21 protein-coding genes, 1 tRNA gene and 1 other RNA gene are annotated in these 20565 nt (G+C 67.8%); 3 read left to right on the plus strand and 20 right to left on the minus strand.

From position 1 onward, the window contains the following. Positions 1-8 precede the first annotated feature (8 nt). The 6 genes from rpiA to AC5P78_RS12970 form a co-directional block, all read right to left on the minus strand. A complete protein-coding gene (rpiA, locus tag AC5P78_RS12945) occupies positions 9-656 on the minus strand; it encodes a ribose-5-phosphate isomerase RpiA (RefSeq protein ID WP_006389802.1) in 648 nt (215 codons plus the stop codon). Between the two features lie 22 nt (positions 657-678). Next, positions 679-1158 (minus strand): EVE domain-containing protein, encoded by a 480-nt coding sequence (locus AC5P78_RS12950; protein WP_005410901.1) that lies wholly within the window; start codon positions 1156-1158, stop codon positions 679-681. Further along, the gene (locus tag AC5P78_RS12955; RefSeq protein ID WP_138969840.1) at positions 1155-1748 is read right to left on the minus strand and encodes a 5-formyltetrahydrofolate cyclo-ligase; all 594 of its coding nucleotides are present in this window, start codon (positions 1746-1748) and stop codon (positions 1155-1157) included. Before AC5P78_RS12955 ends, AC5P78_RS12950 begins: the two co-directional genes overlap by 4 nt. An 83-nt stretch (positions 1749-1831) precedes the next feature. Continuing rightward, positions 1832-2017: non-coding RNA, 6S RNA (gene ssrS, locus AC5P78_RS12960), on the minus strand. A gap of 97 nt (positions 2018-2114) precedes the next feature. Next, entirely contained in the window at positions 2115-2411 is a 297-nt protein-coding gene (locus tag AC5P78_RS12965; RefSeq protein ID WP_006467013.1) for a cell division protein ZapA, read from the minus strand. Further along, entirely contained in the window at positions 2408-2629 is a 222-nt protein-coding gene (locus AC5P78_RS12970) for a TIGR02449 family protein (RefSeq protein ID WP_005410898.1), read from the minus strand. The genes AC5P78_RS12965 and AC5P78_RS12970 overlap by 4 nt, the downstream gene beginning before the upstream one ends. Positions 2630-2782: 153 nt before the next feature. Between AC5P78_RS12970 and AC5P78_RS12975 the strand changes: the two genes are divergently transcribed. Both AC5P78_RS12975 and AC5P78_RS12980 read left to right on the plus strand, forming a co-directional pair. Then, a complete protein-coding gene (locus AC5P78_RS12975; RefSeq protein WP_138969839.1) occupies positions 2783-3331 on the plus strand; it encodes a YecA/YgfB family protein in 549 nt (182 codons plus the stop codon). A gap of 5 nt (positions 3332-3336) precedes the next feature. Then, on the plus strand, positions 3337-4659 hold the full coding sequence (locus tag AC5P78_RS12980) for an aminopeptidase P N-terminal domain-containing protein (protein WP_086016280.1): 1323 nt from the start codon (positions 3337-3339) through the stop codon (positions 4657-4659). Between the two features lie 542 nt (positions 4660-5201). Here the strand turns inward: AC5P78_RS12980 and pepQ are convergent. The 7 genes from pepQ to rph form a co-directional block, all read right to left on the minus strand. Beyond that, positions 5202-6533: a Xaa-Pro dipeptidase gene (pepQ, locus tag AC5P78_RS12985; RefSeq protein WP_138969838.1), complete on the minus strand. Its 1332-nt coding sequence runs from the start codon at positions 6531-6533 to the stop codon at positions 5202-5204. 75 nt (positions 6534-6608) lie between these two features. Next, the gene (locus AC5P78_RS12990; RefSeq protein ID WP_010484030.1) at positions 6609-6983 is read right to left on the minus strand and encodes a PilZ domain-containing protein; all 375 of its coding nucleotides are present in this window, start codon (positions 6981-6983) and stop codon (positions 6609-6611) included. Beyond that, a complete protein-coding gene (locus AC5P78_RS12995) occupies positions 6980-9259 on the minus strand; it encodes a DUF1631 family protein (RefSeq protein ID WP_138969837.1) in 2280 nt (759 codons plus the stop codon). Before AC5P78_RS12995 ends, AC5P78_RS12990 begins: the two co-directional genes overlap by 4 nt. A gap of 202 nt (positions 9260-9461) precedes the next feature. Beyond that, a complete protein-coding gene (gene hemW, locus AC5P78_RS13000) occupies positions 9462-10688 on the minus strand; it encodes a radical SAM family heme chaperone HemW (RefSeq protein ID WP_138969836.1) in 1227 nt (408 codons plus the stop codon). Between the two features lie 56 nt (positions 10689-10744). After that, complete coding sequence (rdgB, locus tag AC5P78_RS13005; RefSeq protein ID WP_012481163.1) at positions 10745-11341, minus strand: RdgB/HAM1 family non-canonical purine NTP pyrophosphatase; 597 nt, start codon at positions 11339-11341, stop codon at positions 10745-10747. After that, entirely contained in the window at positions 11338-11727 is a 390-nt protein-coding gene (locus AC5P78_RS13010) for a VOC family protein (RefSeq protein ID WP_005414366.1), read from the minus strand. Before AC5P78_RS13010 ends, rdgB begins: the two co-directional genes overlap by 4 nt. Then, positions 11724-12449 carry a ribonuclease PH gene (rph, locus tag AC5P78_RS13015; RefSeq protein ID WP_005410889.1) on the minus strand — a complete coding sequence of 242 codons (726 nt, stop codon included), beginning with the start codon at positions 12447-12449 and terminating at the stop codon, positions 11724-11726. The genes AC5P78_RS13010 and rph overlap by 4 nt, the downstream gene beginning before the upstream one ends. Before the next feature lie 124 nt (positions 12450-12573). On the opposite strand from rph, the gene AC5P78_RS13020 reads away from it, so the two are divergent. Next, positions 12574-13434 carry a YicC/YloC family endoribonuclease gene (locus AC5P78_RS13020; RefSeq protein WP_012481162.1) on the plus strand — a complete coding sequence of 287 codons (861 nt, stop codon included), beginning with the start codon at positions 12574-12576 and terminating at the stop codon, positions 13432-13434. Between the two features lie 82 nt (positions 13435-13516). On the opposite strand, the gene AC5P78_RS13025 is transcribed toward AC5P78_RS13020, so the two are convergent. From AC5P78_RS13025 to fdhE, 7 genes are all read right to left on the minus strand, one after another. After that, positions 13517-14113, minus strand: a complete 597-nt coding sequence (locus tag AC5P78_RS13025) for a nucleotidyl transferase AbiEii/AbiGii toxin family protein (protein WP_012481161.1) — start codon at positions 14111-14113, stop codon at positions 13517-13519. Beyond that, positions 14110-14601, minus strand: a complete 492-nt coding sequence (locus AC5P78_RS13030) for a helix-turn-helix domain-containing protein (protein WP_012481160.1) — start codon at positions 14599-14601, stop codon at positions 14110-14112. Before AC5P78_RS13030 ends, AC5P78_RS13025 begins: the two co-directional genes overlap by 4 nt. A 70-nt stretch (positions 14602-14671) precedes the next feature. Then, on the minus strand, positions 14672-15751 hold the full coding sequence (selD, locus tag AC5P78_RS13035) for a selenide, water dikinase SelD (protein WP_138969835.1): 1080 nt from the start codon (positions 15749-15751) through the stop codon (positions 14672-14674). Positions 15752-15777: 26 nt separating this feature from the next. Then, a tRNA-Sec gene (locus tag AC5P78_RS13040) sits at positions 15778-15873 on the minus strand. Positions 15874-15897: 24 nt separating this feature from the next. Beyond that, positions 15898-17829 carry a selenocysteine-specific translation elongation factor gene (gene selB / locus AC5P78_RS13045; RefSeq protein WP_087802591.1) on the minus strand — a complete coding sequence of 644 codons (1932 nt, stop codon included), beginning with the start codon at positions 17827-17829 and terminating at the stop codon, positions 15898-15900. Further along, on the minus strand, positions 17826-19250 hold the full coding sequence (selA, locus tag AC5P78_RS13050; protein ID WP_138969834.1) for an L-seryl-tRNA(Sec) selenium transferase: 1425 nt from the start codon (positions 19248-19250) through the stop codon (positions 17826-17828). Before selA ends, selB begins: the two co-directional genes overlap by 4 nt. A gap of 4 nt (positions 19251-19254) precedes the next feature. Beyond that, positions 19255-20238 carry a formate dehydrogenase accessory protein FdhE gene (gene fdhE / locus AC5P78_RS13055; protein WP_060380692.1) on the minus strand — a complete coding sequence of 328 codons (984 nt, stop codon included), beginning with the start codon at positions 20236-20238 and terminating at the stop codon, positions 19255-19257. Between the last annotated feature and the right edge of the window lie 327 nt (positions 20239-20565).

Genomic DNA, 20565 nt, shown 5'->3' on the forward strand with positions numbered 1-20565 from the left:
CGAAAGGGTCAGAGCACGACCGGCGGCTCGCCGCCGACGATCACCACATCGGCGCGACGGCGCGCGAACAGGCCCACGCAGACCACGCCCGGCAGCTGGTTGAGCTCGCGCTCCAGCTTTTCCGGATCGGTGATCTGCAGGTTGTGGATGTCCAGGATCTGGTTGCCGTTGTCGGTGACCACGCCTTCGCGCCAGGTCGGCTGGCCGCCGGTCATGTCGCGGATCTGGCGGGCGACCAGGCTGCGCGCCATCGGGATCACTTCCACCGGCAGCGGGAATTTGCCCAGCACCGGCACCTGCTTGCTCGGGTCGACGATGCAGATGAAGCGCTCGCTGGCCTCGGCGATGATCTTCTCGCGGGTCAGCGCGGCGCCGCCGCCCTTGATCAGGCACTTGTTGGCGTCGCACTCATCGGCGCCATCGACGTACAGCGACAGGTTGCCGCTGTGGTTCAGCTCGATCACCTCGATGCCGTGCTGCTTCAGGCGCGCGGTGCTCTGCTCGGAGCTGGAAACAGCGCCCTTGATGCGGTGCTGGATGCGGGCCAGGGCATCGATGAAATAGGCCACGGTGGAACCGGTGCCGACACCGACGATCATGCCGTCTTCAACGTACTCGATGGCTTTCTCGGCGGCCAGGCGCTTGGCTTCGGACATGGGAGAACTCTCAGGCAGGGAATCAGGATTTCTTTTCCAGCGACAGCAGCAGCTTCCACTGCGCGGCGGTCACCGGGAACACCGACAGGCGGTTGCCCTTGGCAACCAGCGGGAAGCCCTCGCCGAGTTCTTCGGCGTGCAGCTTGATCTCGTCCAGCGCGATCACCTGCTTGAGCTTGCGGTCGAAGGCCACGTCCACCAGCATCCAGCGCGGGTTTTCGCGCGTGCTCTTGGGGTCGTGGTAGTCGGATTTCGGATCGAACTGGGTGTCGTCCGGGTAGGCCGTACTGGCCACGGTGGCCAGGCCGACGATGCCGGGCACCTTGGTATTGGAGTGGTAGAACAGGATGCCGTCGCCCACCTGCATGCCATCGCGCATGAAGTTGCGCGCCTGATAGTTGCGCACCCCGTTCCAGGGTTCGACCTTGACCTTGGCCAGGTCATCGATGGAGAAGGCGTCCGGTTCGGACTTCATCAGCCAGTAGCGCTTGCGGGCGGTCATGCGTTCACGGGGGCAGCGGAGGGGAACAGGGTGCCGTCTTCGGTGCAGATCGCATCCACCGGCACGTCCCACGACGCCACCGGCAAGGACTCGACCTGCTGCACCGCGAACGCAGCACCGACCAGCCAGGGCGGCGCCGGCCGGTCGTGGCGGAAGGCGAAGCTGCGATCATACCAGCCGCCCCCCATGCCCAGCCGCCGGCACTGCGTGTCGAAACCCACCAGCGGGGCCACCACCAGCGCCATCTGTGCTGGTTCCAGGGTGTCTTCCAGCGCCACGTCCGGCTCGGGAATGCCGTAGCGGTTGCTGGTCAGCGGCTGCCCCGGCCGCCACGGCGCGAAGCGCAGCACCTCACCGGCCAGCACCGGCAGGCAGTAGGTGAGGCCTTCGGGCAGTTGCAGCTGCCAGCGGTGCAGGGCGATTTCGCCATCCAGCGCCCAGTAGCCAGCCACGGCGCCTTCGCGCGGGGCGAACGGCAGCGCCAGCAGGGCATCGGCAAGGGATTCGGCGGCGGCGATGCGCTCAGCGGCGGAAAGGTCACGGCGGCGTTGCCGCAGGTCGTGGCGCAGGGCCTGGCGCGGGTCGGTCATGGCAGCGTGCGGCAAGGATCAGCCGTCATTGTGCCGCAAAGAACAAGGGCGACGCCCGAAGACGCCGCCCTTGCTGGAATATTGCATTCTCCGCAATGTCGATGCATGCGAAACGACCTTGAACCCGGGGGCTCAAGTGGGAACGCTGGAGGACCATCGGGCTTCCCGCTACAAGGCGGACCTGCACTCCCGGCGCTGTCGCGCTCCCGGTGTCGTTCTTAAGGGACAAGGCGAATGTTTGCACATGCCGTCGAGTACCGCAGAGAACGCGTGGCCATTATAGCCAGCGTGCAGAATCTGGATAGGCCGTTCGTCGGCAACAGTCCGTGCCAATTCAGATATGAGAAGACGCGTTCTGCGCGATTTTCAGGCGCCGCCGTCGATGGCGCGGTCCAGGCGCCGGTTCAGGTCGGCCAGCGTCTGCTGCAGGGCCACCGCCTGGCGGGCGTTTTCGTCGCGCAGCAGCTGCAGTTCGTGGGCCAGGTTCAACGCGGCCAGCACGGCGACGCGATCGACCGCGGCCATGCGGTTGCTGCCGCGGATCTCCCGCATGCGCGCATCCAGCAGGCGCGCGGCGGCCATCAGGCTGTCGCGTTCATCGCCGCCGACGCCCACGGTGTATTCACGATCGAGGATGCGGACACTGACCGGTTCGGCGCTCATGTGTGCTGCTCCAGGGATTTGAGCCGGCTGATCATTGCTTCCACCCGCGAACGTGCCTGCTCATTCTTGGCCAGCAGCGTCGAGCGCTCGGCCACCAGCTGTTCCTGCTGGTGGCGCAGGCTGCGGTTCTCCTCGGCCAGGCGCTGGTTGCGTTCAAGCAACGCTTCCACGCGGGCGGCGAAGTCCTGCAGCTGGGCAAGGGGATCAGCGGGTTCCATACGGGCACGATAGGCAAGCCGGGTAAGGGCGGTCAAGCGTTGTCGCAGCAAGGCTGGACGGCTGCGGAGAGGATGCCGTCGGGTTGCTACACTACGGGGTCTCACGGGCGCGCGCGTGCGCGCCCCGGGTTTCCTTTCCGAACGAGCCGCACGATGACCGAACTTCCCTCCGTCGACGACGTTACCCGCGCCAGCCAGGAACTGGGCCTGGGCGCCACCGCTGCCGAGCTGCACGGCGCGCTGTGTGGCTGGCTGGCCGCCGGCGGCGCCCCCGGCAACGACTGGCCGGCGCGCGTGCTGGCCGACGACAGCCTGGCGCCGGTGGCTGCCGACAGCGTGCTGGCGCAGCTGCTGCAGGTCACCATCAAGCAGCTGGAAGACCGTGACTTCGCCTTCGAACTGCTGCTGACCGATAACGATGACGTGTCCGCGCAGGCCGATGCCATGTTCAGCTGGACCCGCTCGTTCCTGGGCGGCTTCGGTCTGGGCAGTGGTGGCAACCGGCCAGCCCTGTCCGAAGAGGGCGAGGAAGCGCTGACCGACATGGCCAGCCTGGCCCGCGCCTCCAGCGAGGATTTCGAGGCCGGCGGCGATGATGACGACGAAGCCCTGTCGGAGATCGAGGAATTCATCCGCGTGGCGGTGCTGCTGCTGCACGGTGACGTGGTGCTGGCCTCGCGCCATCGGCAGCGCCTGAACTGATGGACATCAAGCAGCGCACCGGCATCGCGGCCGGCGAATACAAGCGTCGCCGCCGCCAGCTGATGGACATGGCCGGCGAGGACGCGATCCTGGTACTGCCGGCCGCAGCCGAGAAGGTGCGCAGCCTCGATACCCATTATCCGTTCCGGCAGGATTCGGATTTCCAGTACCTGAGCGGCTTCCCGGAGCCGGAAGCAGTGCTGGTACTGATCCCGGGCCGACGCCACGGCGAGGCCATCCTGTTCTGCCGCGAGCGCGATGCCGAACGCGAAGCCTGGGACGGCAGCCGCGCCGGCCAGGAAGGCGCGGTGGCGCAGTACGGCATGGACGACGCCTACCCGATCGATGATCTGGACGACATCCTGCCGGGCCTGCTGGAAGGCCGTTCGCGCGTCTACTACCACTTCGGCCGGGATGCCGACTTCGACCTGAAGCTGATCGGCTGGGTCAACCGCGTGCGTTCGCAGGTGCGCCACGGTGCGCAGCCGCCGCACGAGTTCCTCGAACTGGGCCACCTGCTGCACGAGCAGCGCCTGTTCAAGTCCGGTGCCGAAGTGGCGTTGATGCACCACGCCGCGCAGATCAGCGTGCGTGCGCATCTGGCCGCGATGAGGGCCGCCAGGGCCGGCATCCACGAGTACGAACTGCAGGCGGAGCTGGAACGCGTGTTCCGCGCCAACGACGCCGTGCCGGCCTATTGCAGCATCGTCGGCGCCGGCCGCAACGGCTGCATCCTGCATTACCGCGACAACAACGCGCGTTCGCGCGACGGCGAGCTGGTGCTGATCGACGCCGGTGCCGAGTACCGTGGCTACGCCAGTGACATCACCCGCACGTTCCCGGTGAATGGCCGCTTCAGCGCTGAGCAGCGTGCACTGCACGACCTGGTCGGCGATGCGCAGGCCGCTGCGTTGGCCCAGGCCAGGCCGGGCGTGCCGTACGAAGCCGGTCACCTCGCCGCAGTGCAGACCCTGACCGAGGGCCTGCTGCGGCTGGGCCTGCTGAAGGGTACGCTGGAAAAGAACCTGGCCGAAGGCCTGTACCAGCGCTTCTACCGGCACAAGACCGGGCACTGGATCGGCATGGACGTGCACGACGTGGGCGACTACCGCCTGGCGGGTGACTCGCGTCTGCTGGAGCCGGGCATGGCGTTCACCATCGAGCCCGGGTTGTACATCGGCGTGGATGACACGACGGTGGAACCGCGCTGGCGCGGTATCGGCATCCGTACCGAGGATGACGTGCTGATCACCGATGACGGCCATCGCGTGCTGACCGAAGGCCTGGCGCGCAGCGCCGACGAGATTGAAGCGGTGATGGCGGGGTAAGGGGTGTTCTGCAGGGCTTGCAGCCCTGCACCTGCTGCAATCAACGGCAACTGCCAATGCCAGAGCGGCATTCCGTGGGATGGCGGGGCGGTGTGGGTGGTCAGGACACGCCGTAAACCCATCCATGGGGGCTCGATGGCGCCATCCATGGCGCCAACGGTCCTGCCCACCCACATCGCCCCACCCCCGACAGATTCCTGTGGCTGTTGGTGGGTGCCGACCGTTGGTCGGCACATCTGTCAGATATCGAACGAATCATCCACGCATGGCGTGGATCTACGGGCAATTGCGGCTGTTGGTAGGTGTCGACCTTGGTCGACACAGAGCGAGCGCAGCGAGCGACCCGCTTTTGCTTTTTTTTTCTTTTCCGTGGTTGGACGCGCGCAGGAAACTGTCAAAGGCCGGGCGGGGTGGGTTTGCAGGACCGTTGGCGCCATGGATGGCGCCATCGAGCCCCCATGGATGGGTTTACGGCGTGTCCTGCAAACCCACCCCGCCCGGCAAAGCGCGGCTTTTGAATTCAGCACCCAACCACGAGGGGCTCAGCCGTTCGCCGCCGCAAACGCCGGCCGCGTCAGGTTGTCCGCCTCGCCATCAGTGCACAGCACTTCGTCTTCAATGCGGATGCCACCATACGGACGGAAGAAGTCCACGCGCTCCCAGTTGATCGCGTCGCCATGGCCGGCGTCCTTCACTTCGTTCAACAGCATGTCGATGAAGTACAGGCCCGGTTCGATGGTCACCACCATGCCCGGTTCCAGCACGCGGGTCAGACGCAGGTACGGATGGCCGGCCGGGCGTTCGATGCGGCCGCCTTCGTCACTGGCCGCGAACCCCGCCACGTCGTGCACCTGCAGGCCGATCAGGTGGCCGATGCCGTGCGGGAAGAATGCGGCGCTGACGCCGGTCTCCAGCGCGGTCTGCGGCGATACCTTGATCACGCCGAAGTCCTTCAGCACGCCCATCAGCGAAAGATGCGCGTCCACGTGCAGCTGCTTGTAGTCGAAGCCCGGGCGCACCGCCGCGCACATCTGCTGCTGGGCCGCGTCGACGGCGGCGATCATCGCCGCGAACTCGTCGTGGCCCTGCGCGGCGTAGGTGCGGGTGATGTCGCTGGCGTAGCCGTAGGCGCTGGCACCGGCATCGATCAGGAAGCTGCGCAGCGGCTGCGGCGCCTTGCGGCCCAGCTCGGTGTAATGCAGCACGGCGGCGTGTTCGTTCAACGCCACGATGTTGCCGTACGGCAGCTCGTTGGCGTCCTGGCCCACGGCCTGGCAGTACGCCATGTGGATGCTGAACTCGTCGGCGCCGTTACGGAACGCGGCTTCGGCGGCGCGGTGGCCGCGTACGCCCAGCACCTGCGCCTGGCGCATCAGCGCGATCTCATACGGCGTCTTGCTGCCGCGGTGCCATTCCAGGTAATTCACCACCGGCGCCGGGTTGTTCGGCACGTAGTTGCCCAGCGCGCTCTGCGGCTCGCCGAGGATGGCGCAGCGCGCCGGGTCGGCCGGCAGCAGGGCCAGCGCCTCTTCGGGCTTGCGGATGATGTGGATGTCGAAGTGCTCCACCCACCAGCCGCTGGGGGCGTCCGGCACCACGTGCCAGTAGTCGAAGGGCTGGTGGAAGATCACGGCCGGGCGCTTGCCCGGGGTGAACACGATCCAGCTGTTGGGCACGCGGGTCAGCGGCAGCCAGGCCTTGAACTGCGGATTGACCGCATACGGGTAGTCGCGGTCGTCGAACACCTGGTAGTGCAGGGTGCCGCTGGGCACCACCAGGTGATCGAAGCCACCGCGGGCCAGCGCCTGTTCGGCACGTCGGCACAGCACGGCCAGGTGGTCGGAATACAGGGCGCCGGGGTCTTGCTGGATCATTGCGGTGGCTCGACACGGAAAACGGCCCTAGATTCTGCCGCATACCGCGAAAAACCGCTGTGCCGGAACCGGCACTCAGGCCGTCGAAACCGGTCCCTCGTCGCTGTCCTCGCCCACCCACTGCCGCAGCAGTTGCCGATGCTCGCGTGACAGGGTGAGGAAGCGGAAGCCGGTCCAGCTCTGCCCGGGAACGTGCGCGGGCTCGCTCCACAGCAGATGCACGCCCACGTCGATGGCCTGCTGGCGGCCATCACCCAGTGGCAACGGGAAGCGCAGCTGGTACAGCGCATCCTCGCGCAGCGGCACGCTGGCCAGCATCAGCATGCCGGTTTCGGAGACATTGCCGAGGCGCCCGACCACGCACTCGCGCATCTGGTCGGTGACCGGCACCAGGTCCGAGACCTGGCGGCGCGGCGCGCGGCGGGTGTCCTGCGGCGGTACGGCTTTCATGCGGGGGTCTCCTGTGCGCGGCCCGTGGCCAGTGCACGCAGCGCACCGAGGCTGGCTTCCCAGGCACGGTCGACCAGCCGGCCCTTGTCTTCGGTGACCAGCTGCGCGCGCCCGGCACTGATCTGCCGTGCCAGCGTATCCAGGTCGGTATCGGTGATCTTCTGCCCGCGCGCATTGACGAACAACGCGTGGCCGGTCAGCAGGCTGTACCAGGACAGGCGCTGGCGGCGCAGCGTGCCATCGCCCGTGTCGATGTCGAACCAGCTGCCGAACGGCAGCGTGGACAGCTGCTGGTAGGCCGCTTCTTCGGCGCTGCTGCGTGGTGTGGCAGGCGCGGTGCCACTGTTCGTGCCGGCGTGCTCGCCCAAGCGCGCACGTGCCTTCAGGCGTGCGCTGAGCTCGGTACGCGAGGTGCTTTCATCCTCGCCGCCGGGCGTGGCCAGCCTGCGCGCGACGGCGGCGGCTTCCTCGGCGTGGTAGCCGACCTGCAGCAGTGCGGCCTCCACGTCCGCTGCCAGCGCGGTATCGGTGCCGCCAGGGGCGTCGACGGCCTGTGCGGTGATGGCAGCGATGCGCTCGGTCTGTTGCAGGCGCTCCTGCCACTGTGGCGAATCGTCACCATGGCGCAGGCGGGTGAGGGTCAGTGCATCGGCCCAGGCCTGGCGCAGCAGGGTCTGCACGAAGCGCGGCGGCGACTGCGTGTCGCAGCACTGGTCGATCTGTGCGGTGGCCTGGCGACGGGCCAGTTCCAATCGTTCCTTGCCGCGGGCGGCTTCCACATGGCGGCGCTCGGCCAGTTCGGCACGATGGGCCGCCGCGCGCTGGTGCTGCTGCACGTCTTCGTTGGCGGCGGCAAAGGCTTCCGGCGCGCGCGCATCCTGCCCCAGCAGGCCCTGCACGCTCTGCGCCATGCGCTGCAGCAGCTGTGGGTCCACATCGTCATCGCCCAGCCAGTTGGCGCCGACTTCGGCGATCTGGTTGAGCAGCTCACGCGCGGGGTGTTCGTCGCGCACGAAGAAGCCCGGGTCGGCCATGGCCGCGCGTGCCAGGGGCACCTGCAGGCGCGCCAGCAGGGCAGCCGGCACCGGATCGGGACGCTGCTGCTGTTGCACCTGCTGCATCAGCATGCGCAGCAGGTCGAGGTTGTCCCGGTCGTGACTGCCCAGCTGGGCCTGCGCACCATGCTCGCTGCGCAGCTGCGCGACCACGGCAGCCTGCAGGTCGGCCACTCCGGTTGCGGCACTGGACTGGGCCTGCAGGCGCGCGAGGACCGCGTCGACTGCCGCGCTGGGCACCGCGCCGCTGTCCGCCGGGGCAGGGCTGGCGTGCCGTGCCTGCTGCAGCAGTTCATGCAATGCACCGCCGGTGGACGTGGTTACGCCCGGCGTGGCGGGGCCGGTTGCGCCGCCCCCGTGGAAGGCGTCCTGTACCAGGCTGGACCAGGAGCCGGCCGGTGCCGAACCGTTCCAGCCGGTCAGGGGGGCTGCGGCGCGCTTGGCCGGCTGCGTGGTGCGGCCGCCCCCCACCGACTGGGTGATGATCCGCCGCGTGCTCGACGAGCGTGCCAGGTAGGGGGTGTAGACCAGCCCCGGCAGTACGCCGGACTGGGCCAGCAGGGCATTGGCACGGTCAAGGATATCGCCCAGCCGTTCCAGCACCTGCCGTTCGAAACTGCGATACAGCGCCAGCTGTACCTCGACGCTCAGCGCGTCCTGTTCGGCAATCCGGCGCACCATCGCGCACAGTGCCTGCGGTGCCAGTGGCAGGGTGTCGGCCTCGAAGGCCGGCGCCGCCGCCAGCACGCCCAGGCGTTGGCCCAGCAGGTTCAGTGTGTTGGTTGAACGCAGGGTTTCGCGCCGCACCATCTCGGTCAGCAGCAGGTCGCGATCCACTTCATGCTCATCGACCAGCGACAGCCCGAGCATGCCCGGCAGCGCTGGCGGCGTAGCACTGGTGCTGACACCGCTGGCCGGTTCGCGCAGCCGTGCGAGGGCATCGGCCACGGCGTCGAGCATACGGTCGGCGAAGTGGCCGGAGAACGCATGCAGCTGCCCACGCTGGGCCATCAGCTCGGCCTGCTGCTGCGGATTACGTGCGCGGTCGGCGTCGTGAAGCAGATTCTGCTCCAGCGCCTCCACCGTCAGGATCAGGGGCGCCGCCAGCGTCTGCCGGCACAGGCCGATCAGCGCGCCCAACAGCTCACGTACCCGCGGTGGCAGGTCGCTGGCGGCCAGTCGGTTCTTGTCGGCAGGAGTGATGGAAAAGACGGCTGACATCGGCAGGCGGTACCCGGATTCCCGCGGATCGATCTGGTGAATCTACCGTGTCGGCCGATGTCGGCGCTACTTTAGGCTGAACGTGAATCGCATCCGCCGGGCCTGGCCCGACCGATGAACGGTAGTGCCGGGCGCTGGCCGGCAGATATGTCTTCACCGGATTGCCGGCCAGCGGCCGGAACGATCCTCTGTCAGGCGAGGATCAATCTTCCAGGAACAGGCTCACCACATCGTTGGTGAAGCGGCGGCCCAGCTCGGTCGGCTGCACATGCCCATCGGTCATGTCCAGCCAGCCGCGCTGCACGGCCTCGGCCAGGGGAGCGTCCAGCACGCTGCGCGGCAGCCCCGTGCGCGACTCGAAATCGCGCAGGCCGAAACCTTCGTGCAGGCGCAGCAGGTTGAGCATGTATTCGAACGGCAGGCGCTCCGGCGCGATCACATCGTTGCCGCCGAACGAGGCGGGCGTGCCGGCGCTGTCCAGGTAGGCCTGCGGGTGCTTCAGCTTCCAACGTCGCAGCACATGCTCCTCGGCGCCGGAACTGATCTTGCCGTGCGCGCCGGCACCGATGCCCAGGTAGTCGCCGAAGCGCCAGTAGTTCAGATTGTGCGCGCTCTGCCGGCCGGGGCGCGCATAAGCGCTGACCTCGTACTGGCCGAAACCGGCCTGTGCCAGCAATGCCTGGCAGTGTTCCTGCATGTCCCAGGCGTTGTCTTCATCGGGAATGCCCTGCGGCGGCCGCGCGAAGAACACCGTGTTCGGTTCCAGGGTCAGCTGGTAGTGGGAGATGTGTGCTGGCTGCAGCGCGAACGCGCGTTCCAGGTCGGCCTCGGCACCGGCCAGGGTCTGTTCCGGCAGCGCGTACATCAGGTCGATGTTGAAGTTGTCGTAGCCCGCGTCCTGCGCCATCTTCACCGCGCGCTCGGCTTCGCCACTGTCGTGGATGCGGCCCAGGCGCTTGAGCATCGCATCGTCGAAACTCTGGATGCCGAAGCTGAGGCGGTTCACGCCGGCCGCGCGGTAGCGGTCGAAGCGGCCATGTTCGGCGGTGCCCGGGTTGGTTTCCAGGGTGATTTCGGCATTGGGCGCGAAACGCAGGCGTGCGCTGGCCTGTTGCAGGAAGCGGTCGATCGCCTCTGGCGGGAACAGGCTGGGCGTGCCGCCACCGAAGAACACGCTGTGCACCACCCGGCCCCAGACCAGCGGCAGGTCCTGGTCGAGGTCGCGCAGCAGCGCATCGATATAAGCGTCGAACGGCAGCTCGCCCTTGGCCTGGTGCGAATTGAAATCGCAGTACGGGCATTTGCGCACGCACCACGGCAGGTGCACGTACAACGACAGCGGTGGCGGCACCAGCCGCGGCGGGTTGTCGTGGTCGGCGGAGCAGGCTTCGCCGGGCAGGTGGTTGCAGTGGTCGTGGGCGTGCGGCATGGGCTTCTTCGGTAGTGCCGGCCGCTGGCCGGCTTCCCTGGGTCGATCGGGTGGCGTCAGTACAGCGTCGCCAGCTGCTGCTTGAGCTGCTGCAGGGCAATGGCGCGGTGGCTGATGGCGTTCTTCAGCGCCGGCTCCATTTCCGCGGCGGTCAGGCCGTGGGTGGTGTCCAGGAATACCGGGTTGTAGCCGAAACCATTGGTGCCACGCAGGTCGCGGATGATCTGGCCTTCCCAGCGGCCTTCGCAGATCAGCGGCTGCGGGTCGGTGGCGTGGCGCAGCAGCACGATCACCGCATAGAAGCGGGCGCTGCGCTGGCCATCGGGAATGTCGGCCATCGCGTCCAGCAGCTTGGCATTGTTGGCCGCAGCATTGGTCGGGTGGCCGGCATAGCGTGCGCTGTACAGGCCCGGCGCACCGCCGAGGGCATCGACGATCAGGCCCGAATCATCGGCCAGCGCCGGCAGGCCGGTCGCTTCGCAGGCCGCGCGTGCCTTCAGCAGCGCGTTCTCGACGAAGGTCAGGCCGGTCTCTTCCACATCGCCCAGGCCCAGTTCGGCGGCCGAGGTGATCTGCAGCGGCAGATCGGCAAGGATCTCCTGCATCTCCACCAGCTTGCCGGCGTTGTGGCTGGCCAGTACCAGTTTCTTCATTGACGGGGCTCCAGCAGGTCCCAGGTGTTGCCATACAGATCGCGGAACACCGCAACCGTTGCATAGGGTTCTTCGCGCGGCGCTTCCAGGAACTCGACGCCGGCGGCGACCATCGCCGCGTGGTCGCGACGGAAGTCGTCGGTGTTGAGGAAGAAGCCGACGCGGCCGCCGGTCTGGTTGCCGATGCGGCTGCGCTGTTCCTCGTCGCTGGCGCGGGCCAGCAGCAGGGCGGCGGCACTGCCGTCGGTCGGGCCGACCACCACCCAGCGCTTGTGACCCTGGTCGATGTCCTCCAACAGTGCGAAGCCGAGCTTGCCGGTGTACCAGGCAATGGCTTCGTCATAGTCGGCCACCACCAGGGTGGTCAGGGCGATGCGGCGGTTCATGCCGACAGCGCCGCCTGCTGTGCGGCCAGCAGTTCGCCCACGCCCTTTTCGGCCAGGCCCAGCAGCGCATCCAGTTCATCGCGACGGAAGGCGTGGCCTTCGGCGGTGCCCTGCAGCTCGATGAAGCCGCCACCGTCGTTCATCACCACGTTCATGTCGGTGTCGCAGTCGCTGTCTTCGGCGTAGTCCAGGTCCAGCACCGGGGTGCCGCGGTACACGCCTACCGATACGGCGGCCACTGCGCCCAGGATCGGGTTGCGCTTGATGTCGCCACGCTTCATCAGCACGTTCACCGCATCGACCAGCGCCACGTAGGCGCCGGTGATGGCGGCGGTGCGGGTGCCACCGTCGGCCTGCAGCACGTCGCAGTCGAGGGTGATGGTGCGCTCGCCCAGCGCGTTGCGATCCACGCAGGCGCGCAGGCTGCGGCCGATCAGGCGCTGGATCTCCAGCGTGCGGCCACCCTGCTTGCCACGGGCCGCTTCACGGTCACTGCGGGTGTGGGTGGCGCGCGGCAGCATGCCGTATTCGGCGGTGACCCAGCCTTCGCCCTTGCCGCGCAGGAAGCCCGGCACGCGGTTCTCGACGCTGGCGGTGCACAGCACACGGGTTTCACCGAAGCACACCAGCACCGAACCTTCGGCGTGGCGGGTGAAGCCGCGTTGGATGACGACCGGGCGGAGCTGGTCGGGCTGGCGGCCGCTGGGGCGGGAATCGGACATGGTGCGGGTTCCGTAATGGCAAGGGAGTACGCCGCCACGCCCGCAGCCTTCACGGGGCGGGCAAGGGGGCTCTGGTGAGGGCGCTAGGGTACCATTCCCCCTTTGCACGCACCGGACACAATCCATGATTCGAAGCATGACCGCCTATGCCGGCGGCGAGCGGGTCACCCCGTGGGGCACGCTGGGCTGCGAGCTGCGCTCCGTCAACCACCGCTTCCTGGAGGTCGGCACCCGCCTGCCCGAGGAGCTGCGGGCGCTGGAACCGCAGCTGCGCGAGCGCATCGCCGCGCGCCTGAGCCGTGGCAAGCTGGATCTGGTGATGCGCCTGCGCGCGCCGGAAGCGGCGGCCAACCTGCAGGTTGACGAGGCCCTGCTGGCCCAGCTGGGCCGCCTGGCGCACCGCCTGACCTCCGATTTCCCCAACCTGCAGGTCAGCTTCACCGACCTGCTGCAGCTGCCGGGCGTGACCCGTGGCGAGGCCACCGATGCCGCCGCCCTGCAGGTCGAGGCGCTGGCGCTGCTGGACCAGGTGCTGGATGGCTTCGTCGAGGCCCGTGAGCGCGAAGGCGGCAAGTTGTCTGCGGCCATCAGCGAGCGTGTGGACGGCATCGAGCGCATCGCCACCGAAGTGCGCACCTTGATTCCGGCCATTCGCGACGGCCAGCGCGCCAAGCTGGCCGCCCGTCTGGCTGACCTGCCGCACCCGGTCGACCCCGGCCGCGCCGAGCAGGAGCTGGTGCTGTGGCTGCAGAAGCTGGACGTGGATGAAGAGCTGGACCGCCTTGGCAGCCATATCGTCGAGATTCGTCGCGTGCTCAAGCAGCGCGAGCCGGTCGGCCGCCGCCTGGACTTCCTGCTGCAGGAGTTCAACCGCGAAGCCAACACGCTGGGCTCGAAGTCGGTGGACAGCCGCACGTCCAATGCCGCGGTGGAACTGAAGGTGCTGATCGACCAGATCCGCGAACAGGTGCAGAACATCGAGTGATGTTCTGCGCAATCGCCTGGGAGGATCACAGTCCTTCCAGGTAGTCCGCAGCTATCGCGACGCAGTGGTCGAAGTCTGGCGATTAGTCCAGCGTGTCGATGGCCTTGAACGCAATCTTCAATGTCGGATGGGGATTGCGGATCTGATCAAGAAACGTTGATCGATGGCGGACCAGTGCGTCTGCTGCGGCCGCCAGCGCGTCCGGCTCGCGTTCGATGACCAGCGCAAGATCGAACAGGTCTCGGGCCGTTGTTCGATGCCCGCGATGGAACATTTTCTTGGCGATGATTTCCGCCGACGTTTCCACGCGTATGCGCCGGCCATCGATCGTCCATTCCTCCCAGGCGTCATCGAGAAGATTGGGAGCTGCGACGAAATCCACCTCGCCTTCCTCGAACTGCAGCTTGACCCATGCGCTGGGATCTTCGCTGTAGTCGCCGGTAAGGCTCGCGGCCACATCGCTCAAGCGGGGAGTGACGAAGCCCAGGTACTGGGGGTTCGGCACGAAGATGTCGATGTCCTTGCTGAGCCGGTGCCGATGTCGAAACATCAGTACCGTTCCGCCACCCAACGTCCAGAACGGATCGGTGATGCCGCCGTGGCGCCGGATCTCCCCGATGAGGACAAGCGCCCGGGGTAGCAGCGCCTGCCAGGCGCCGGCCGGCAATTCGCGGTTCACATCCACAGGTCCTTGCGGTGAGCAGAAAGTGTGTTGGCCATCTTCGCCACGTTGCGCCAGATGCGCCGTGGTGGCATCTGCGCGCCGATTGCAGCTTCCTCGACCGCCATCACCACCATGGCGGGAGGGGCTTCATCCAGCAGGTGCGCCATCTGCGCCGCGTAGGTGGCAGGAACTTCCCCGCTGACCAGTACGCGGGCCAGCTCGCCCGCAGTCAATTCGCTTGCGTAGCTCACGTTCGCGGTTCGCGCGGCCATTTTCAGGCCTTGCTTGCGCAGCCGGTTCTCGGTGGTGGGTGCCGGAACATCCAGACCGAGCACGGCCATCAGCTGTCCCACGCGATTGACGCCCAGATCACTAAGGGTGCCCCCTTCCAGGCCGACCACGGTCTGCCGGGAAAGGCCGCTGAGATGAGCCAGTTGGCCTTGCGACAGGCCAAGCTGCTCACGGCGGGTACGAACCGCCTTGCCGATGTCGATCAGGTTCATGGCTTTAGTGTCCAATATTTTGGACATGATTCAAGTGCCCGGAAGTGGCACGTTGGCAAACCTTCACGTCTCAAACCACGCTGACGCCCGGCGCTCCTTCGCTCAAACGCCCGACCACGGCTGCCTGGCCGAACCCCGCGTCGTGGAAGCAGGCCAGCACCGCATCCGCCGCTTCCGGGGCGCACGACACCAGCAGGCCGCCGCTGGTCTGAGGGTCGGTCAGCAGTGGCTGCCAGTGTGCCGGCAACCCATCGGCGAAGCGCACCTCGGTGCCATAGGAGGCCCAGTTGCGGTTGGATGCGCCGGTCACGCAGCCACGCTGCAGCAGCTCCAGCGCCTGCGGCAGCAGCGGCACCTGTGCACTGTCCACCTCGGCAGCGACACCACTGGCGCGGCACACTTCCAGCAGGTGGCCGAGCAGGCCGAAGCCGGTGACGTCGGTCATGGCGTGCACGCCGTCCAGGGCGGCCAGCGGCACGCCCACGGTGTTCAGGCGGGTGGTCGACGCGATCATCTGCTGGTAGCCGTCGGCGTCCAGCACTTCCTTCTTCAGTGCTGACGAATACACGCCCACGCCCAACGGCTTGCCCAGCACCAGCACGTCGCCGGCGCGGGCATCGGCATTGCGCTTGAGTCGTTGCGGGTCGAGCACGCCGATCGCGGCCAGGCCGTAGATGGGTTCCACCGAATCGATGCTGTGGCCACCAGCGACCACGATGCCCGCATCGGCGCAGGCGCGTTCGCCACCCTGCAGGATGCCGCGGATCGTGTCCTGCGGCAGCGTGTTGATCGGCATGCCGACGATGGCCAGTGCGAACAGCGGGCGCGCGCCCATCGCATACAGGTCCGACAGCGCGTTAGTGGCCGCGATGCGGCCGAAGTCGAACGGGTCGTCGACGATGGGCATGAAGAAATCGGTGGTGGCGACGATTGCCTGGCGATCATCGAGGCGGTACACCGCGGCGTCGTCGCTGGTCTCGCGGCCAACCAGCAGTTCAGCTGGTGCCGGAAGTGCTGGAACACCACGCAGCAGTTCGCTCAGCACGCCCGGCGCGATCTTGCAGCCGCAGCCGCCGCCATGCGCCAGCGAGGTCAGGCGTTGCGGGGCATCGGCCGTTGAAGGGGCGGGGGACTGCGCGTGCGTGGCCATGCCGACATCTCCTGCGGAAACACGAATGGCGGAAGGCAGCAGGAGTCGAACCTACCAGGGAACGATCGACGCCCCCTACTGGGTTTGAAGCCCAGCCGCATGCCCGGATGCGCATGCCTTCCGAAAGTACCGCGGTACCGGTCGACTCAGTCGCGGGCTGCGTTCCATTGCAGGTCGCCGCGCGGCCGATGCTGGTCACCGACGCGTCGAGTGTAGCCAACGCGATTGAAGAACTCCAAGATCTGGATGCTGCGTTTGCGGCCCAGGCCGATGGCATCGCGGAACGTGGCCGCATCCACCGTGCCGCTGGCCTGTGACAGCTGCGCGACGATCGCGGCGAGTTCCGCAATGCGCGCGGGTGCGTAGAACAGGTCCGGCACCACCTGGAACAGCTCGCCACGTGCGGTGGCGCGGCGCAGGACGGCGCGGACTTCGTCTTCGGCCAGGCCGATCTCGGCAGCAAGGGTGCGCACCCACGGCGGATCGAAGCCACCGGCGTGCAGTTGCGGCAGCACGCGTTCCAGCAGCAGACGCTCGCGTTCCGGTGGCGCATGGTCATGCCCGGGCAGGCGCCACCAGGCACCCACGCGTTGCACGCTGCCGTCGTCCAGCAGGTCCTGCAGCAGCGCATTCCAGAGGCTCGCTGCAAGCGCGGGCAGGGTGCTGCGCTGCAGGCGGCCGCTGTCGACACCGGGTTCGTCCGGGCGTCGCTCATGCCATCCACGCAGTGAGGCGATCACCTGCTCGCGCAATGCCTGCCAGTGCGACACAAGGATGACTACCGTGTCTTCGCGGGTGACGATGCGTCGCGTGTCTGCAGGAAGATCGATCCGGTCGGCGGCGCGCCGGCAGTAGCGCTGCAGCGCGGCCATGGCAACGCCGAAGGGCGCCTGCTGCAACAGTGGGCCGATTCCTGCACCCGCGGCCAGTTGCTCCAGTGCTCCCAGCCATGCGAGCCGTGCAGGACTGCGCCGGCGCCGCTGTGGCGGGTCCGGATCGAGCACGAGGCCGCCGCCCAGTGTGTGGGTGGCCGCTGAATCGCGGGCAATGAAGCGATCGCCACACATCGCACAGACCGGAGCATCGAACACCAGCTGCACCAACTGCCCATCACCGTGGTCATGGTCCTCCAGCAGCACCACATGGGCCTGCCGGTGCATCGTGCCCCAGTGGATATGCAGCGGTGCCCAGTCGCGCAACGGTGCGGCCAACGCGGACAGCCGCAACCGCACATCAACGCGGGTGGTGGCCAGCAGTGCGCGTGCGTCGGCGATCCAGTCACCGCGGTGGATATCGTCACGGGCAATGGCCGCCAGGTTCAGCGCGCAGCGCTGCCCGGCCATCGCGTGGTCACTGGCCTGGTTCTGCGCGTGGATGCTGCGTATGCGCACTTCAGTGGCGGCCGGCATCAGTTGCAGATGCTCACCCACCGAGGCGATGCCGCCGTGCACTGCGCCGGTCACCAGCGTGCCGTGGCCGGCCAGCGAGAACACGCGGTCCACCGGCATGCGGAACAGCTCGCTGCGCAGTTCGGCCTGGCGCGTGCTGGCGTCGTCCGCCGCCCACGCGTGCAGCTGGGTACGCAGCGCGTTGATGCCAGCATCGTCGGGTGCGGTGCTGTTGCAGGTGAACACAGGGGAATCCTGCAGCGGCGTGCCGGCCAGCAGGGCAGCGACCTCGATCTCGACCCGGGCCAGGCGCGCCGCATCCACACGGTCGATCTTGGTCAGCGCCACCGCACCCCGGTTCACGCCCAGCAGCTGCAGGATGGCCAGGTGCTCGCGGGTCTGTGGCATCACGCCGTCGTCGGCAGCAATGACCAGCAGGGCGACGTCGATACCCGTGGCGCCGGCCACCATCGTGTGCACGAAGCGCTCGTGGCCTGGCACGTCGACGAAACCCAGCGTCGCGACAGGACCTGTGCCGTCCCTGCGTTCCACAGGAACATAGGCATAGCCCAGCTCGATGGAAATACCACGCGTACGCTCTTCCTGCAGGCGATCGGTTTCGATGCCGGTCAGTGCCCGTACCAGGCTGGTCTTGCCATGGTCGATATGCCCGGCGGTGCCGACGATCATGCCTGCAGCGTGCTCCACTGGGCGAGGAAGTCGGCTTCGTCGGCCGGTTCCAGGCAGCGCAGGTCCAGCCACAGCGCGTCATCGGCAATGCGGCCCAGCATGGGTCGCGGCAGCTGACGCAGGCGCTTGGCCAGGCGATCCAGTCCGCCACGGCGCGCGCTGGTAATGCGCAGTCCGGCGCTGGCCAGCTGCGCCTGTGGCTGCGCGCCGCTGCCGATCTGGCTGTGCATCGAAGCAGGCTCGAGGCTGTAGTCCGCCGCCAGCGAGGCACGCATCGGCTGCAGCAGGCGCTGGGCCTGCGCATCAATGTCATCCTGCGTGCGCGAGAGAGTGCGCAGTGTCGGCAGCCGCTGTGCCAGCAGCTCGGGTTCGCGGTACAGGGCCAGCACCGCCTCCAGTGCGGCCAGGCCCATCTTGTCCATGCGCAGTGCCCGCTTCAGCGGGTTGCGGTTGATCCGCGCGATCAGGTCCGCGCGACCGGCGATGATGCCGGCCTGCGGGCCACCCAGCAGCTTGTCGCCGCTGAACGAAACCAGATCGGCGCCGTCCGCCAGTGTTTCCTGCACGGTGGGCTCGTGCGGCAGGCCGAACGTGGCCAGATCGCACAGGCTGCCACTGCCCAGGTCCACCACCAGCGGCAGGCCGTGTTCGTGCGCGATCGTGGCCATCGCCGCCGTGTCGACCTTGGCAGTGAATCCGCTGATCGCGTAGTTGCTGGCATGCACCTCCATCAGCAGCGCTGTGCGCGCGCCGATGGCGTTGGTGAAGTCGGCCGGATGGGTGCGGTTGGTGGTACCTACTTCCAGCAGCCGCGCGCCCGCGCTGCGCATCACATCCGGGATGCGGAAAGCGCCGCCGATCTCCACCAGCTCGCCGCGCGACACCACCACCTCGCGGCGGTTGGCCAGGCTGTTGAGCAGCAGCAGGACCGCTGCTGCATTGTTGTTGACCACAGTGGCCGCTTCGGCGCCGGTCAGTTCGCAGATCAATGCCTGTACCCGCGCATCGCGGTCGCCGCGACGGCCACGGATGACGTCGAACTCCAGATCGACCGGCGCGGTCATCGCGCGGGTGACTGCCTGCACCGCGGCCTCGGGCAGCAATGCGCGACCCAGGTTGGTATGCAGTACGGTGCCGGTCAGGTTGAACATCGCTTGCAGGTCCAGCCGTGCATCGGCTGCCAGTGCGGCCTCGACCGCTGCCACCAGCGCCGGGCCGTCGACCGCTCCCTGCAGCTGCGCGGGAGACAACTGGCCGGCGCTGACACGCTCACGCAGCACCTGCAGGTGCGAACGCAGCAGCTGGGTGATGCGGCTTCGACCGTGGCCTTCGATCAGTGGCGCCAGTGCAGGCAGGCGCAGCACCCGGTCCAGCGAGGGCAGGGCGGCGGCCGATGCCGGGGCGGGGGGCATGGTTGTCATCGCCTCAATCGCCGTCGGATTGCCACAGCAGAGGATTCTGGCTGGCACGCGCATAGCCTTCCTCGGCCAGCAGCAGATCCAGCGCCAGCGTGCCGAGGTCATCGGCCACCGGCTCCAGTGACGGGTCCTTTTCCAGATACAGGATCTTGCGGTAGCTGTGGCAGTGGTCGCAGGTCTCGGCACGCACCGCGCTCTCGCGCACCGCCTCGCCGCTGTCGCCGTCCACATCGGCCAGGGCGCGATAGGCGATGTCCTTGCCGGCGGCACCACACTGGCTGCACTGCACGCGCACGTAGTGCCACTGGCAGGCGCACAGCGAGCACGACAGGTAACGGTAGGACGCATAGGGTGGCCGCGCCTGCACCACGCTGGTCACCGGCAACGTGCCACACAGCGGGCACAGCCCTGGCGCATCAGCCAGCGGCTTCAGGTCGGTAGGGCGGAAGCTGGCTGCGAGCACCGCCCAGTAAACCTGCAGTGCGTTCATCACCAGCAGCGCAGCGACCGCATCCACCGACGGCGCGTCATCGCGCTCCAGCACCGCGTGCGCCTGCGCATCCAGCCAGCCGTCGTCGGCCGCGGCGACGCGTTGCAGCTCCTGCCGGGTTTCCACCGGCAGCCCGGCTTCGTCGGCACAGTGCTGGCACAGCGTGCGCAGCCAGTCGCGCCAGCATCCATCCAGCTGAAGCGTGTTGGCCGGCCGCAACGGCATGCCGGCACCGGCCGCCGCACTCGACTGCTGCGCGCGCGCCTGCGACTGCAGTGCCTCGCGCTGCTGCGGTGTCAGCTCATCCAGCAGCGCCTGCTGTGCATCGGCCAACGCCGCCAGCAGCTGCAGGTAGCCGCCGATGGCACTGTGCGCGGCCAGGCTGCGCAGGCGCGTCGCGCGCTCAGCGAACAGTGACTCGATATCGGGCAGGATGATGCGCGGCACATCGCGCGAGGCGAGCGTCTCGATCTCACCGGGTTCAAGGATGCGTTGCGCCATGCAGGGCCAGCCAGAAGAACCAGCCTCCATCCTCGTCGTTGTCGGCGCTGGCGTCCAGCGGGTTCAAACAACGCAGTCGAGCAAAGCAGTCGAGCACGGCTCGACTCTACAAAAACCGGTTTCGGTCGTTGCCATGTTCATCGTGTCGACCAAGGTCGACACCCACCAAGAGCAGCTCATGCCATTCCGACAGCAGCGGGAAACTGTCGAAGGCGGAGTGGGTCCGGTTGCGGGGGTGTCCGCGGCATGGATGCCGCGGCCAAGCCCCCAAGGACGGGTTTACGGCGTCCCCCGCAACCGGACCCACCCCGCCACCCCTCTCAGGAA

Source organism: Stenotrophomonas sp. YJH_SMC_133, from assembly GCF_059370655.1.